Source organism: Myroides odoratimimus (genome assembly GCF_030326305.1).
GTDB lineage: Bacteria > Bacteroidota > Bacteroidia > Flavobacteriales > Flavobacteriaceae > Flavobacterium > Flavobacterium odoratimimum_A.
This window is the reverse complement of record NZ_JACAKB010000021.1, coordinates 49,448-64,390: the sequence shown is the minus strand read 5'-3', so window position 1 is coordinate 64,390 and position 14,943 is coordinate 49,448. Positions and strand designations below refer to the sequence as shown.

Here is a 14,943-nt window from a genome sequence, read left to right as displayed (position 1 = left end):
ATCAGCCTTTTTTACAAATAATTCCTCCCTTTATTTATCTTAAAATCAACTAATTAATATTTTTGTCGTGTACTAAGCTCTTTTGTTTTTTATTAATTATTTGAACTTGGGTAATTATATCATAATTAAAACTGAATAAGTATAATTTTATACTTATTCAGTTTTATGAACTTATCTAGTTTAGTTAGTGTTAGAATTTATAACTCTGTTAATTTGGTACATGTAATAATTAAAAAATGTGTAATCTTTTATTTGTAAATCAATTGAGCAGAGGTATTGTTAAGGTCTTTTTCAAATTTAAAATCAAACCTAGCAATCTCATACCATGTGCCTAAATATTTATTGACTTCAAAATTAGTAACGGGTTCCGCTTTTTCTGGCTTTACATTACTACACGATACTAGTAAGCTAGCCAAGGCAATAAATAAAAAAGAGAGTTTTTTCATATTCTTTTTCGAGTTTTGTTTACTGTAAAGATAAAAAAGCAATGTGGAAGAATAATGTTATTTAGAATAATTTTAAAATAGTTTAAGCTTATTTCTTAGCTCTGGGAAAATCAGGTCTATCCATTTTAAAGCGACTACCTGATAAGGCCTCTAAAAAAGCGACTATTGCTTTAGTTTCTTCTCTAGTAAGCGCTAGAGGTTTCATAAGTGAATCTGTAACAGGATATAACGGATCTTTTAACTTCTGTTCTGCAGTGGGATCAATCATATGCATACCGCTGTTATAGATATTTACAATGCCTTGCAAATCGTCAAAAAGACCATTGTGCATCCAAGGGCGAGTATTGAGTAAATCGCGTAGGGAAGGAGTTTTAAACTTACCTACATCCTCGGGATCCTTAGTGATGTTATAACGGCCTAAATCCTCATAAAAACGCTTGTAGTACGTAAGACCTATATTGTGAAATGAATCATCAGTTAGATCTTTACCAAAGTGACAGTTCATACATCTACCTTTTGTTCTAAAGAGATGCATTCCATAGATTTCTTGATCCGTTAAAGAGTTGTGCTTACCATCGATAAAGTAATCTACTCTACTAGGTTGGCTTTTGATGGTTCTTTGAAAGGCAGCTAAGGCTCTAATAATTTTGTCATTTGTAATGATAGTATCGTTATAAGCAGCCTTAAATAAAGGTGTATAATCATCTATTTTACTTAATCTCTCAGGTAGTATATCGAGATTCATAGCCATTTCATTGTGTGCCGTTAGAGGGCCTAAGGCTTGCTCTTCTATACTACTTGCTCTGCCGTCCCAGAAGAAGATTTCTCTATCAGCTATATTATACAGACTTGGAGTATTTCGTCTGCCTTTTAGATGATCATGCCCTAGGGCTACTCTTCTTCTATCAGTCCAGCCCATTTCAGGATCGTGACAAGAGCTACACGAGATCTGTTCAGAGATAGATAGTTTAGGATCAAAAAAGAGCATCTTTCCCAAGATAACGTCTGGCTTTTTTGGGTTTTCAAAATACAAAGAGTCACGCTTGATACTTTGCATTTCTGCCCAATTTACGCCTTCATCTATAAAAGGCTTTGGCCATTGAGAGATAGGAGTTTTATAGCTATCTATAATATTTTGGTATTCGGGATTTTCGTTTGTCCACATTTTGTCAAAACTGTATAGAAAAACACTAGTAAATCCAATCAACCCAATTATTATATTATTTTTCATTTTATTGTAGTGGTAGTCTAAAAGGTTATTCCGGCGGTAAAGCCTATGAATGAATTTGCCTTATGTGATTTGTATTTTAAATTATTGTAGTTAAGTTTTAAATATCCCCCTATGGTTGGACTTATTTTTTGGTCATATCTAAGGCTTGCATTATAGCAGAGAAATTCACTACTGTAAATAGTGTAGTCACTGTCTAGCCACTCTTTGATAGAAGGTCTAATATTAGCATCGCCTAAGGTATAACTAGACTTGTTTACCCCTCTTTTTTGTAGGCCTACACTTAGAGTCAATATATCTTTAGAACTAAGGGGTTTAATGTATCGGGTTTGCAATGCCCAAATACCGTATTTAAAATCTCGGTTTTTCTTAGAGTCAAGTGTACTTTCCTTTACATCTTCAAGGCTATAAGAAGGAATTACAGAGAGCAAATCCTCTTTTAGCTTAACTTGATAGAGCATTTGTGCTTTGATACGTTCAGTTTTGTGCTTGTAATTTTGAGACTCTAGGATCTTAGAAAACTCATTTCCTACGTTAGAGTAGAGAATAGAACTCCCTTTTTTATCAAGTTTATCATAAGTGATTTGAGCTACTACACGATGTTGGTCAATTGTAATACCTTTGTTTACATACAAGGTCAATTCATTTTGTTTTAGTTTATTAATGTCGTGATTGGCGTTTGTTGTACTAGCTGCTTTGGTTAGGTTACTTTGTCCAAGTTGAACTCCAAGAGCAAAGTCGCCTTCTTTTAAGGAGCTGAAACTAAGCCCAGTGTGATATGCTGATTGAGAATATCTAGCCTTGTCAGACTTGTTACTAAAATAAAAGTTATAATCTCCCAATCCATTCATTTGATACAGATCAGCTCTAGCTACTTCACTAAAGAAAATAACAGAAGTAGTCTGTTTATAGGTCAGTACTTGAGCAAAAGCCCCTAGTTTATAATCTTTAAATAAAGAATAAGCCATACCTGCTTTAAGTCTTAAATCAGAGGAAGTACTTTTAGGTCTTGGATCCCTTTCTCTATGGCTCATTTGTGCTAAATAGAACAGATCTATTCCCAAGTCAAATCTACCCAGGGTTTTAGTTACTCCACCACTGAATTGATACGATTCGTATTTATTTGTTCCTTTAGAAGAATCCGCTAGTGTATAAGGACCTACATACTGTGGATCTAGTGTAGAGTTCCACTGTACCTCATATTGTTTTAGGTTGTTGTACACCACCTCACCCCAGATAGCCTTATTATTTGTCAATCGCTTATAAGATTTACCCTTTACTTGTAATCCACTTTGTTGATTGCCTTGTTCTAGTAAATAAGCTTTATCTTTTTGATGTTGGTAACTTGCTTGAAAGTCAGAGAAGGATAAAGGACTATAATCCGACATTAATGCCGGATTATAGTATACTCTGTGTTTTAAAGCTCTTTCTATATCATATTGATGTTGTATCTTATTTGTAAAGCTAAGTGAATCTTGTGCCTTTAAAGAGGGTACACACAGTATTGTTAAGAAGAGCGAAAAAATAATGTTTTTTTTCATCTAATGTCTATTAGTGAACTATTCCATGGGTTAAACTTGCTTGCTCTCCCCATTGTACGAAGTCCTCAGTAGAGTTGTTTGTATCTTTAAAAAGAGGTTTGCCATTTTGCATTTTCCCGATTTCTTTACGGCGAATAGATTTACCGAAGTAAGTAGGATCTGAATCAGAAAGCGCAACTCCTGTCCATCCACTATCTACAGAAGGACCTATTGGATTGTGTTCCCAAGCTGCTTTCATACCACTATTTACTCCATCTATGATCCAGCTGTTAGGTATTTTGTATTCAAATCTTTCTGCAACTTTTCCATTTTGTGGGAATACAAAGGTATAGTCGTATTTGTAATCTGTTAACCAAGATTTTACTGTAACTCCTTCTGGAAATCTAGCAATAGCATATCCTTCGTATCCTCTGTTGTGCAAGAAGAACATATTAAAGTTCATATACGAGTATATAACCACAGCATTAGGTACGGCAGGATTATCTACTTGCCCTAATTTAGGATTATCTGTATTTGGGTATTCATAATCAGCTCCTGATAGGTCAAAAGCAGTATCTACCTCTAATTTGTGATTCATAGCCATGTCTGCTACTACGATGAAATCACCTGGTTGAACATCTTTACCTAATTCATGGGGAATATAAACAACTCCTCCCACAGGCATCGCCTCATCTCTAATTTCAGGAGTGTAATTATTGTGTTTAATCGCAGAATTAAAAGAAGACCTTAAGATAAGAAGTCCTCCTGTTGAGAGTACTTTATCTGTATTGTTTGTGATTTTAAAATATTTACCACTGTTATAGGCTTTACCTTCTTTAGATTTTACTCCACTAAAGAATACTTCCTCGATGATAAAATCTTCGGCAAATGTCTTTACAATAAGGTCTAGCTCTACTTTGTCTTCAGGATTAACTAGTTTCACTTCACTATTAGCAGCCACTGATACTTTATCACCTGATTCCAGTAATGCAATACCATCTACACTGATTTGATAAGACCCTTTGTTAATCGTTATTGACTTATCTGGAGTAGAAGCGAGCTCCTGAGTAGTTTCTTTACCTGTGTTTAACTCTGTTAATTTTACAGTTAGTTTTTCATACGATTTAAAACCATTGATTCTATCTGTTTTAAAGTTGATACTTAAATTACCTAACTCGACTTTCTCTACATTGTCAATCGAATTGTCATCACTACTACACGATACGGTAGTAATACCTAATCCTAAAATAGCCACAAATAGGGCCAGCACTCTGTTTTTCATGTTATATTAAAAATTATAAGTTAATTCCATTCCGAAGTAAGGGTCTGTCATAGTTGATCTATCTACTTTATACCCATTGAAGTAATAAGGTTTATAATAATCAAATAGCTTATTTACAAATAAGGAGACACCTAGTTTTTTCACGATCTTCTTGGTTAGTTTTAAGTTCACTTGCACATCAAAAGGGTATTTTGTCCCCATATTATCAGTAGAAGATACACTTCGAACAAGCCATTGTTTGTGCATATCTTGTTTGTCTTGTTCTAAGAAAGGATGAATAATTCCATCTGTACCAAAGTAAGCCATAGGGTCTCTTTCCTTAAAGGTGTTGTTCTCATTTAAGAACCAAGTACCTTGTATTGACGCAGAAATACTCATATCAATACCTTGTAAATAAGTATCTATAAATAGGTTGTAATTAAGTCCTGACTTTTTATACCCTGTTGAATTACTGTAGATCCCCACATATTTATAATCTTCTCCATTTAAGGACACAGTAGGTTTCTCTTGTACAGGTACACTGTTTTTGTAAGTTGTATTAAAATAGGCTCCAGTGAAAGAGAATTTTGTTTTAATAGATTTAATACGAGGAGAGTAGTACCCAAACTCGATTCCTCTTTTATAGGTTTCGCTTCCGTTGTTAGTGATGCTTCTTGTATTTAGATTAAGCCGTTCTTCATAAGGGAGTTCCTCTAAGTTGGGCTGTTGTGTCATGGCGTGAATATCTAGGTGACTTGTGTCATATCTCTTGTAAGTATAAGTCTGATAATTATTGATAGAGCGGAATCCTGATTGCATCTTTTCATCAAAATATGTTATGAATATCTTGTGCTCTTGATATTCTAAGTCTATTCTTAGTTCTTTTTTAATGTTTTTAGCGGCTAATAAACTTGGATTAGTCACATCAATAACATAGGTCATATAGTTAACCCTGCGCACATTAGGATCAATATGAGCAAAGTTTAATTGAGTATAATCTAGATAAGCCTTATTTGGGTATAACATACCAAGGGTAGGTTGTTTATACAGCTCTCCATAACCTAAAGTCAAGTTAGTTTTCAAGGGATTAGAAACAATCCATACTTTGGGAAGATTCCATTGAAAGTTGATACGAGGCTCTAGGTAAACCTTGTTAGCAATACTGAACTTCTTGTCCATTCCTACTAAAGCTGAAGCACGTAAACCAGCATAAAGCGAAAAGCTTTGGTTGTTTAAGTTGTACTGCATTTTATCTCCGAAAAAAGAAGCTAAGTTTTGATGAGCAGGAATATCATTAAATGGGCGTGGTCTTGTAGTCATAGATGGGCTAGGAGGCAACAAAACATCATATAGTTGTCCCTTCCCATTATTTTTGGCGTAGCGATAGTCAAGCCCTACTTCAATATTGTGCTTTATACCTAAGGTCGAAAACTCTAAATCAGTTTTTAATAAGGCATTTATATCAAGGGGTCTTCCATGGGTTTGAAAGTCTGATATGAAAGTTGTCTTTGGGTAGTATCCATCGTTTACACCTGTTTGCGTGGCAATAGAAATAGAGGTGGGCCCGCTAAACTGAACTAACTTTCGCTGTTTTAGATCTTCAATACCTTGTCGAATATTAACTTTAAGTTCTATAGATTTAAATAATTTATGATCGTGAAAACGGTGAAGTAATCTATTGAAAAAGGCAATTGTATGTTTATTGTTTCTATAGGTGTCCACCTTTTCATACCCTACATCAGGATCTATTCTATTCTTGTCAATATTAGCATTATAGTCTAATGTGGTATACCAGTTAAGTTCTTGATCGGCAAAGTCAAATATCTTTCTAGAGCGAATAGATACCCCATAGCGATTGTATTGCTCGGTTAAGTTTCTTGGATCACTTTTAGAATCTAAAAGATCAACATTGGTATTGATATGCCAAGTAGGAGATAGAGAAAACCCCTTGCTTAGGTAAAACAGCTTGCTAAAACCATCTGCCTTTAATCTAGTCTCTAGTGCTTTTTTTCCTATTTTTCTATTGATAAGTACCAGACCTGAGGTTAGATCCCCATAAGCAGCAGAAGGAATTCCTCTTATAATCTCTACACTTTCTATATCATTGGTAGGAATAGTACGCATATCCACCCCTATACTAGAGGTATTGCGTTTAGAAGCTACATTTGTACCCTCTATAGAATGAGCCTCATAGGAAGAGGTTTGTAAATCTGCATTTGAATTCACAATAGCTCCATCTATTAAAAACTGCACCCCTAAAGAACTTGTATTGTACTGTCCGCCGCTTTGTCCAAACTCGCGAATTAAAATGCGATTGGTAGAAGTAAGGTTAGGTGTTTTAGCTTTTCCACCTGGTAAGAGTTCCATTAAATCAGCAAAACTAGATGGCTGCAAGTGCTCCATTGCCTGTCTGTTTATCACTGATTTTGTACTAAGCCCAGTATCTTCTTTAGCACTGACAACAATATCTTCTAATTGGGTGTGTATGGCTTTTAAAGTGATAATAGGATTTTGATTTTGATATGATATTTCTTTGTCTACAATAGAGTGATACCCAAGATGTGAAGTAGTAATGAAATAATTCTTATTTATACTGTTTAAGGTTAATATTCCTTTTTCATCAGTAGTTCGATAGAAGGTTTGTCCCTTATTTTGTTTAATTTCTACAAAAACATTAGTAATGGGGTTTTGTACCGAATCTTGTATTGTTAAGGTAATTGTTGTGTTTTGAGCGATTGTTTTGTTAATTAATAAGATAAAAATTACAAAAATTAAAGTTGTAGGGTGTTTTTTTATGCGGTACATTGATCTTGTTTTTCAATGAGGCAAAGATATTGAGCAAATCTATTTATTTAGAATGAATATTAATAATTGCATAAAATTTAATTATTGATAATCGTTCTAAATAACAAGTTCTGTTTTTTGGATTATTTAAGGATGAGGTATGTACTTGAAATGTTAAAAAAATAAAGAATTAATAACGTTTTTTAAGACATGGTTTGACAGTTAAGGTTGTTCTTTAGTCTTTATAAGGAAAGAGATGATGAGCTATGACTAAAACTCAAAAGAATTATGTGATAGAATTCAACAAGAGGGTAGTTGATTAAAGATTTTAAAATAGATAAGCTATTAACAAGTCCCTTTGCGATATAAATAACTAACTCAAGTTTCGCACCCCTATTTTGAGTGTTTTTAAGTAAGAAATAAATGGCTTTTACCTGGGATATGTGTTATTACGAACAACATTACTTTTGTCTTATAATATTGTAAGATACGCCTAATATCTAATTCTTTTAATCTTTTACTTTTTTGTCTTGACACCAAAAAGTAACAAAAAAAGTCAAGGCTGTAATTCCTAAACGGTCAATTTTGGCACAAATTCTGAAACAAAATGAACTCCCTTCGGTCAAACAGAATTTTGTTTCTATGAATTTGCACCTATTGATGCTCGTTTATCCATTAAGGCCGTTGTATCGCTTCGCAAGATTACTGCAGTTAAATAGTTCACTCATAGAACGCTTCGCAACATTAAATTGTTTATACTAGTTTAATTTATCTGTTACTTAGAGTAAAACACTTCGTCTTTAGATTGATTGACTTTATCGACAACTTTATTAAAAAGCTCTTTTTGGATTTTATTGACACATCTGTAATGTGTAGTAATTTAACTGTTTAGGTAATTTTATCAATATTTGTAATACCTAAAGAGACTTTAATTGAAGGTGCGAAACTTCAGTAACTAATGACTGTGATGTTTGTCTGTATTTGGTTTGTTGTGTTATTAAAAAAGCAATTTTATGGAATAATGGTATTTATAAATTGTAAAATATATAAAAATATTGATACATTCAATTTTTATATTAAGTTAATGTTAACTACTTTTGGTTAAAATTAAAGAAAACTATTACTTAGAGTAGAATAACTTTTAAGATATGATTACATATTATTTAGTACCCTTACTTATTGTAACAATTATTGTTTTATGGTGGATTAATACTCTTAATTCTTTTGTTCACAAAAACAATAGAATTAAACAAGCAGATAGTAGTATATCTGTTATGTTAAAACAAAGAAGTAGTTTGATTCCTAATATAGTGGCTTCGATAGAGAAGTATGTTGATCATGAAAGCAATATTCTACTAGAGGTTACAAAACTCAGAAGTAATGCACTAGATACCAAAGAAGCTTCTTCTATAGATCTGCCTTCTATTAAATTACTCTCTGAAGAGTATCCAGACCTTAAAGCGGATAGTCAATTTACTAAGTTAATATATTCTTTAGAAGAAATGGAGTTGCAAATACAAGCAGCGCGTAGATCTTTTAATGCTGCTGCTGTTGATTATAATAATTATGTTCAAATGTTTCCATCCTCTATTATTGCTTCAACCAAGAATTATAAAGTAGTGGAGCTAATTGCAATCAGCGAAGAAGAAGCTAAAGATATAGATGTAAGATCTTTATTTACTAAATAATGGAAAAAGAAGAAATAGACAAACTAGAATTAGAATTACAAAGTACATTGTTAAAAGTAAAAAAGCATACGCGTATACTGAACCTGTTTAAGGTTTTGTCATACGGAGGAAGTATTGTCTACTTCTTAGGAATTTTTATTTCATTTAATATTCTAATTTATACTCATAGTCAATGGTTTGATCAAATAGATAACAGTACAATACTTTATATAATCATACCTTTATTTGTTTTAATTATCATAGGAACACTCGGTACGAGTTATTATTACTCTAAATATATTCAAACCGAGCAACAGGCAATCCAAAAAATTATTAAGACCATCCTGCCCAGTGGTCAATATCATTTTGAAAAAGGAGCTTTCTCGATATCTAAACTAATGCTTAGCGGATTTTTTGGCAATATACAACGAGACAAAGTTTCTGCCTATTCATTAGGTGAACTCAAGCTTTCTGAGCAAGGTAGAACAATAACAATTAATGATATAGGACTTAAAAAGAGTACATTGATGTATTGGCTTTCTAAGTCTTCAGTAGGAACATTTATCACAGTTGTTATCTATATGTTTAGAGGGATATTCTCAAAGAGAATGGAAGATATAACCCTAGATTTTAGAGGAATGTTTAGCACAGTGTCTTTAAAGAAAAATATAGGAGGTATTGTAATTATAGTACCTGATAAATTAGAGAAACATATGGATTACCTAGCAGATAATATTCAAAAACTTAAAAATAGAGATGGAATTGAGTTAATCAAAATGGAAGATGTAGAGTTTGAGCATGCCTTTACTGTTTATAGTAGTGATGATACTTTAGCCCGTTATATATTAACACCTAGTAGAATGAGAAAAATGGTAGAACTTAAAAAGAGATATGATAAAGACATAATGATTTCATATGCTTTTAATCACTTCTATGCAGCAATTAATATTCCCGAAGGATTATTAGGGCTTGACAATACTAAAATAGCAAAAGGCAACAGCGTGAATAACTTCTATAATAATGTGTGTTTATCGCGTAGTATGATGAATTTAAGTGAAATATAAATAATAAATTGTAAAATTATGAAACAGAAGTATCCAGATCAATTGTTTGAGTTTTTTAAATCTCAACCAGAACATTTTGAAGAAAGAACAAACGTAACAAAGAAAGTAATAGGAGGTATCTTTACCTTAGGTTTTCTTGTTTTAATCATTTTCCCAGGTATTATTATGGAGGGATGGTTAGTACGTGGTGCAGCCATCGTAGGTGTATTATTTGCTGCAGGTTATACCTACTTAGGAGGAACTGAAATTTATAGTAAAAAAAGTGGTGGAAAACTTACCTCTATGGGAGGAATGGTTAAGTTTGCTCATCCTGAGCGTGGAACAGAGCCATTTGGACCTGATGATATGCATATTATAAATATGTTTAATAACAATGATTGGGCAAGTTTAACTGATCAAGAGACTGCAGATGATAGACCAATGCAGTTAGAGATAAATGTAGATCAAGAGGGAAAAGAGATTTATCTATTGTTGTGTCGTTATATTACATCTGCTAGATTAGAAGGTGTTGCAGAAGTAAAAGTGATTAAAGAGCCAGAATACTCTCAAGTATATGGATTGTTTAAGAGCATGAAAAAGTACTAGATATTCTTGGATTAAACATATAAAAGGTCTGTTTTTGTTTTGAAAACAGACCTTTTATCATTTGTAGTCAGACGCTCTGTGTTTTAAATAAAAATACGGTATCTTGTGTGATTACATTTGTATAGAAGTACCGAGATTCTCTTGACAAGTCTTGTCATAGAAATATTTTGCAGTAATTAAATCTTGAATGGCAATCCCTACATATAAAGAAGTATTTATAAAGATATCCTCAGGTAATTCATGTATAGAAGGGCTATAAGAACCAGTAGCATTAATATGTACCCCTTTTTTCAGTGGAGCAGTCTTAAATAACGGTGCTGAAGAAGGAGTAACCGTACAGATAATATAAGCTGTATGAGTAACATATGAGTTTTCTGCTGCTATATTTTCCATTTCTGATTTTTCTTTATAATACTCGATGAAGGCTTGAACTGACTTACTAGTTTTAGAGCTCCCGAATAAGTATACCTTTTTAATTGGTCGTTCAGCACATACCGCCTCAAACTGAGTTTAAGCTTGTGCACCTGCACCAAAAAGCGCCATAACAGACGAATCCTTTCTAGCTAAATAGCGCGTTGCAACACCAGAGGCAGTTCCAGTTCTTAGAGCCGTTAGATGAGAATCATCAACAATAGCCTGGGTAAGATTATTCGCAGAGTAAATTAATATTACTAATCCTTGTATGGCAGGATGCCCATTTACGCCCCCTTGTTTGCGAATACTTAATAGTTTAACTCTAGCAGTATTGATAGACGATATTAAAGAGAGTAGTATTGTCTTAACTGATAAGAGTACTTCCTATGTAGATATTTCAGATTTTGTTCAGATACATATCTCTGAAAAATCATCAGAACAAACGACAAAAGAAACTCTTAAATGGGTACATATAGCTATCAGTAATGCCAAAAGAAATCTACTGGGAAATTACCATAAAATTAAACGAAAATATCTTCAAGCCTACTTAGATGAATTCGTTTATAAACTTAATAGAAGGTACTTTGGTGATAAGCTCTTTGATAGGCTTATTATTGCAAATATTACTGCTTATGACTAAAAACGGAGATACATCTTAGGTTATTTTAGTTTAATTTGGACAAAATTTTTAGAGATTCAATTAGATTATTCTATGATAAAATAAGATTTTAACATTTATTTTTTTTGTAATAAATTGTTTTTGAGTATATTGTTTATCTATCTAGAAGACTATTATTGTTAATTCAATATTTTAATTATTTATAATTCTTACTGTATATAGCTTGATTTGTTTCCAATACCTAAAGGCTATTTTTGAATTCCATAGAGTAAATAAGACTCTATCAAAAAACTTATTTAACTCTTTTTAATTTATCCAAATCAAATTATGAAAATCGAATTGCTAAGTCCCAATACAAATAATCCTGCAATTGTACAATGGAAAAAATTCTTAAAAAACATAGGTTCTTATAAAGGTTGTGTTGATGATTATTATGATTTAAGTCTATTGTTATCAATAAAAGAATATCAGCAATACAAAAAATTAGAACCAGATGGACGTATAGGAAATCAAACTTGGTTAGAAGCATATAAAGATGGGATGGTCTTTTTAAATAATCAAAAAAAAACCTTTCCTTTAAAACCTAAATTCTCATCTATAGAATCAAATCAACTATTATTGGAGAAATTTGGAGAAATTTTATATAGTTCTAGTCCTAAAAAAAGTAATCCTGAAAATATCATTATTTTAAATGATTTTGAAACTAAGAATATTATACAAGTAGAAATACCACAGCTAGTAAAGACATTTCAGGGAGCTAATAAAATAGTGCGTTTTCATCGTAAAGCAGCTGAACAATTACGAGCTTTTTTTAATGAAATAGAAAAACAAGGTATGTTATCTTTATTACTTAGTTATGGTGGAAGTTTTAATTCTCGATTAGTTAGAGGTTCTAAAACTGTACTGTCTAAGCATTGTTTTGGTATTGCATTTGATATAAACATGCAATGGAATCCATTTAATGAAGAACCAATAGCCTTAGGTATGCAAGGATCTATTCGAGAATTAGTTCCTTTGGCTCATCAATATGGTTTTTATTGGGGAGGTCATTTTAGTAGAAAAGATGGAATGCATTTTGAAATTGCTCAATTATTATAATACAGTATTTGACTTTTTTATTGTTTAGTTAGCTGTATATGGTCAAAAAAACAGTAAAAGAGGTTATTGTTTTAGCTACGAATAAAGAGTTACTAAATAGTACTGCTGAATGGTTTTCTTTCAATGAAAATAAAGAAAATCGGCAATATTGTATATTCCTGTGAAAGTACACCATCATTCCGACATAGTACACCAGTTAGACTAACTCTTAATAATCTTTTACTTCACTGATATTATCAGATTTACTAAATTTTTCTTGTTCTTAGAGATTTTCCTTTTAAAGTTAATCGATTTGTAGAAGCAGTCAATCTGTCAAGTATAACGTCTGCTAAAGTTGGTTTATCAATAAAGTTATACCAATTCTCAATAGTTAGTTGAGAAGGTATTATTGTACAACTCTTTCCATAGCAATCTTCAAGTATATCCAGTAGTGTTAATCTAGCACCTGGAGTTAAAGGTCTAAGTATAAGATCATCAAGGATTAATAGGTGTTGATTAAATATGTACTTAATTCATTTAATGTAAGTACTATCTAATCTTGTTTGAGCTAAATTTTCAATAAACTTACTCATACTAAAATAAGCGGTTTTCTAATCTAGCATACAAGCCGATCTGCCTATAGCGCAAGCTAAGAAGCTTTTTATCTTAGCCCCTACAAATTACTTTAATTTTGTTGATTAAAATTTAGACCTAATACATTTTTATTTTCTTTTTTATTGATTAGGGGTAATTGATAATTATCTTCAATACACTTATCTATTAAGTGGTTAGAAGCTAAATTTATTTTTCTTAAAAAAAAATGATTATTAGATTTTATTTTTTTTAGAATTAATTCAATTGGTTCGCTTTTTGAAAATAATATTCTTTGGTCATGATTGATTATTATACGTTTGTAATCAGAGTTTAATAAGATTGTAGCAAAGAATGAATTAGAAGGCAATAATGATTTTGAATATAATTCTATATAATGGTCAACTTGTTTACTGTAAGAAAGAAAAGCACATGAATCTCGGGTTAGTATTAACCATGTATTACTCATATAGGGTATGATTGTATTTTCAGTAAAAGTAGCTTCTTTTAGCGCGTTTAAGCCGCTGTAGTTATACTTATTACTATTATAAGTATCTAGATCGTACCTACTTTTATCATAATAGATAAAATAATTATGCTCTTTATTATTACTTAAGTATTCACAAATTCTGTATTGAGATTTTAAGGGGTAATGATCATCAGTTAAGTTAATGTAATAGTCCCATTTAGCGCTGACATTTAATAAGTATTGCATCGCATTTAATTGAATTTTGTATTTATTATGACTATCTGTTTGTAGATAGAAACTATCTAGTATGTATACATTTGATAAGTGGACTATGTAGGTTTGAATCATGTTTTTTACCTCTATAGAACAAGTATGATCGATATAAATAAGATACAATTGATCTTTGTTGTATAATTTTTTAAACATAGTTAAAAAATGATCTGGATTGTATTTTATGGTAATAAAATAAGCTACGGTAATTAATTTATTTACTGTATTATTTTTAGTTTCAAATTTCAATTCGGGGTAATTTTTATCTTGGTTAGTTGCCATTGGTTATATCTGATATTGTTTTCAATAATTTAGAATTGTATCATTTATATAAGATGTAAAATCTTAATTATAAATAACATATGCAATATAGTGATTATATTCAGGTAAATTTTATTGTAAAAAAATTAAGTGATAGAATATGAAAAATAACTGTATTATATAAACATTATTTTTTATTATATAAATCTTAGGAGCTTAAAAACTCTACATTTACTAAATAGTAATTAAGCTATAATAAAATTCTTTATTATGAATAATAATAATAATAATAAAAGATTGGAAGTACTTAGAATTTCAAATTGGGATGAATCGTCAAAAAAGTTAAAAGAGCAATTTTCGCAATTGACAGACGTTGATTTGAAATATGAAGTGGGAAAGGAGAATGATTTATTAAATCGTCTTGAGAAGAAAATTAATAAAAAACGCTCAGAAGTGATTGATTTAATCAATAAATATGAAAAACAGAGTAAAGTGTAACTATTTTTTATAAAAACGCTTTAATTTAACTATTAGTGCACTTTAGGGTGCACTTTATTTTTTAAATTATGTTTATCTCAGTTAAAATTTGAATTATGCAAAGTATATTGTTCCGTCTTCACCCAGAAATAAATCAATTATTATGGGGAGGTCATTTATGGACAAGTGGTTTTTATGCAAAATACAATA

General features: G+C 31.4%; 11 protein-coding genes and 3 pseudogenes. 6 read left to right on the top strand and 8 right to left on the bottom strand.

Annotation, left to right across the window (positions count from 1 at the left end):
- Positions 1-263 precede the first annotated feature (263 nt).
- The 5 genes and pseudogenes from HX049_RS13765 to HX049_RS13745 all read right to left on the bottom strand — a co-directional run.
- Positions 264-446, bottom strand: a pseudogene (locus HX049_RS13765) (lipocalin family protein); the annotation flags it as partial.
- A gap of 88 nt (positions 447-534) precedes the next feature.
- Positions 535-1,677 carry a cytochrome-c peroxidase gene (locus tag HX049_RS13760; protein WP_435793528.1) on the bottom strand — a complete coding sequence of 381 codons (1,143 nt, stop codon included), beginning with the start codon at positions 1,675-1,677 and terminating at the stop codon, positions 535-537.
- A gap of 17 nt (positions 1,678-1,694) precedes the next feature.
- Complete coding sequence (locus HX049_RS13755) at positions 1,695-3,215, bottom strand: DUF6850 family outer membrane beta-barrel protein (RefSeq protein WP_286416527.1); 1,521 nt, start codon at positions 3,213-3,215, stop codon at positions 1,695-1,697.
- 10 nt (positions 3,216-3,225) lie between these two features.
- A complete protein-coding gene (locus tag HX049_RS13750) occupies positions 3,226-4,476 on the bottom strand; it encodes a DUF4876 domain-containing protein (protein ID WP_286416525.1) in 1,251 nt (416 codons plus the stop codon).
- Positions 4,477-4,482: 6 nt separating this feature from the next.
- Positions 4,483-7,260: a TonB-dependent receptor plug domain-containing protein gene (locus HX049_RS13745; protein WP_286416523.1), complete on the bottom strand. Its 2,778-nt coding sequence runs from the start codon at positions 7,258-7,260 to the stop codon at positions 4,483-4,485.
- Positions 7,261-8,387: 1,127 nt separating this feature from the next.
- Here HX049_RS13745 and HX049_RS13740 point away from each other — a divergent pair.
- The 3 genes from HX049_RS13740 to HX049_RS13730 are packed head-to-tail and all read left to right on the top strand — an operon-like array spanning position 8,388 to position 10,555.
- Positions 8,388-8,927 carry a LemA family protein gene (locus tag HX049_RS13740; protein WP_286416521.1) on the top strand — a complete coding sequence of 180 codons (540 nt, stop codon included), beginning with the start codon at positions 8,388-8,390 and terminating at the stop codon, positions 8,925-8,927.
- Positions 8,927-9,970, top strand: a complete 1,044-nt coding sequence (locus HX049_RS13735) for a DUF3137 domain-containing protein (protein ID WP_286416520.1) — start codon at positions 8,927-8,929, stop codon at positions 9,968-9,970. The genes HX049_RS13740 and HX049_RS13735 overlap by 1 nt, the downstream gene beginning before the upstream one ends.
- An 18-nt stretch (positions 9,971-9,988) precedes the next feature.
- Positions 9,989-10,555: a hypothetical protein gene (locus tag HX049_RS13730; RefSeq protein WP_286416519.1), complete on the top strand. Its 567-nt coding sequence runs from the start codon at positions 9,989-9,991 to the stop codon at positions 10,553-10,555.
- A 111-nt stretch (positions 10,556-10,666) separates the two neighbouring features.
- Here the strand turns inward: HX049_RS13730 and HX049_RS13725 are convergent.
- A pseudogene (locus HX049_RS13725) lies at positions 10,667-11,239 on the bottom strand (hypothetical protein).
- 79 nt (positions 11,240-11,318) lie between these two features.
- On the opposite strand from HX049_RS13725, the pseudogene HX049_RS13720 reads away from it, so the two are divergent.
- Both HX049_RS13720 and HX049_RS13715 read left to right on the top strand, forming a co-directional pair.
- Positions 11,319-11,609: pseudogene (locus HX049_RS13720) on the top strand (transposase); the annotation flags it as partial.
- Between the two features lie 306 nt (positions 11,610-11,915).
- Entirely contained in the window at positions 11,916-12,686 is a 771-nt protein-coding gene (locus HX049_RS13715; RefSeq protein ID WP_286416517.1) for a M15 family metallopeptidase, read from the top strand.
- Positions 12,687-12,931: 245 nt separating this feature from the next.
- On the opposite strand, the gene HX049_RS18480 is transcribed toward HX049_RS13715, so the two are convergent.
- Together HX049_RS18480 and HX049_RS13710 are read right to left on the bottom strand one after the other, a co-directional pair.
- Positions 12,932-13,189 (bottom strand): ATP-binding protein, encoded by a 258-nt coding sequence (locus HX049_RS18480; RefSeq protein ID WP_353653720.1) that lies wholly within the window; start codon positions 13,187-13,189, stop codon positions 12,932-12,934.
- Positions 13,190-13,350: 161 nt separating this feature from the next.
- Positions 13,351-14,277 carry a beta-1,6-N-acetylglucosaminyltransferase gene (locus HX049_RS13710; RefSeq protein ID WP_286416515.1) on the bottom strand — a complete coding sequence of 309 codons (927 nt, stop codon included), beginning with the start codon at positions 14,275-14,277 and terminating at the stop codon, positions 13,351-13,353.
- A 249-nt stretch (positions 14,278-14,526) separates the two neighbouring features.
- Between HX049_RS13710 and HX049_RS13705 the strand changes: the two genes are divergently transcribed.
- A complete protein-coding gene (locus HX049_RS13705; RefSeq protein ID WP_286416514.1) occupies positions 14,527-14,754 on the top strand; it encodes a hypothetical protein in 228 nt (75 codons plus the stop codon).
- Positions 14,755-14,943: the final 189 nt, after the last annotated feature.

Excerpts from the sequence above, each read along its gene's own strand:
- HX049_RS13760 (WP_435793528.1), bottom strand. The coding sequence starts at position 1,677 with ATGAAAAATAATATAATAATTGGGTTGATTGGATTTACTAGTGTTTTT.
- HX049_RS13755 (WP_286416527.1), bottom strand. The coding sequence starts at position 3,215 with ATGAAAAAAAACATTATTTTTTCGCTCTTCTTAACAATACTGTGTGTA.
- HX049_RS13750 (WP_286416525.1), bottom strand. The coding sequence starts at position 4,476 with ATGAAAAACAGAGTGCTGGCCCTATTTGTGGCTATTTTAGGATTAGGT.
- HX049_RS13745 (WP_286416523.1), bottom strand. The coding sequence starts at position 7,260 with ATGTACCGCATAAAAAAACACCCTACAACTTTAATTTTTGTAATTTTT.
- HX049_RS13740 (WP_286416521.1), top strand. The coding sequence starts at position 8,388 with ATGATTACATATTATTTAGTACCCTTACTTATTGTAACAATTATTGTT.
- HX049_RS13735 (WP_286416520.1), top strand. The coding sequence starts at position 8,927 with ATGGAAAAAGAAGAAATAGACAAACTAGAATTAGAATTACAAAGTACA.
- HX049_RS13730 (WP_286416519.1), top strand. The coding sequence starts at position 9,989 with ATGAAACAGAAGTATCCAGATCAATTGTTTGAGTTTTTTAAATCTCAA.
- HX049_RS13715 (WP_286416517.1), top strand. The coding sequence starts at position 11,916 with ATGAAAATCGAATTGCTAAGTCCCAATACAAATAATCCTGCAATTGTA.
- HX049_RS13710 (WP_286416515.1), bottom strand. The coding sequence starts at position 14,277 with ATGGCAACTAACCAAGATAAAAATTACCCCGAATTGAAATTTGAAACT.
- HX049_RS13705 (WP_286416514.1), top strand. The coding sequence starts at position 14,527 with ATGAATAATAATAATAATAATAAAAGATTGGAAGTACTTAGAATTTCA.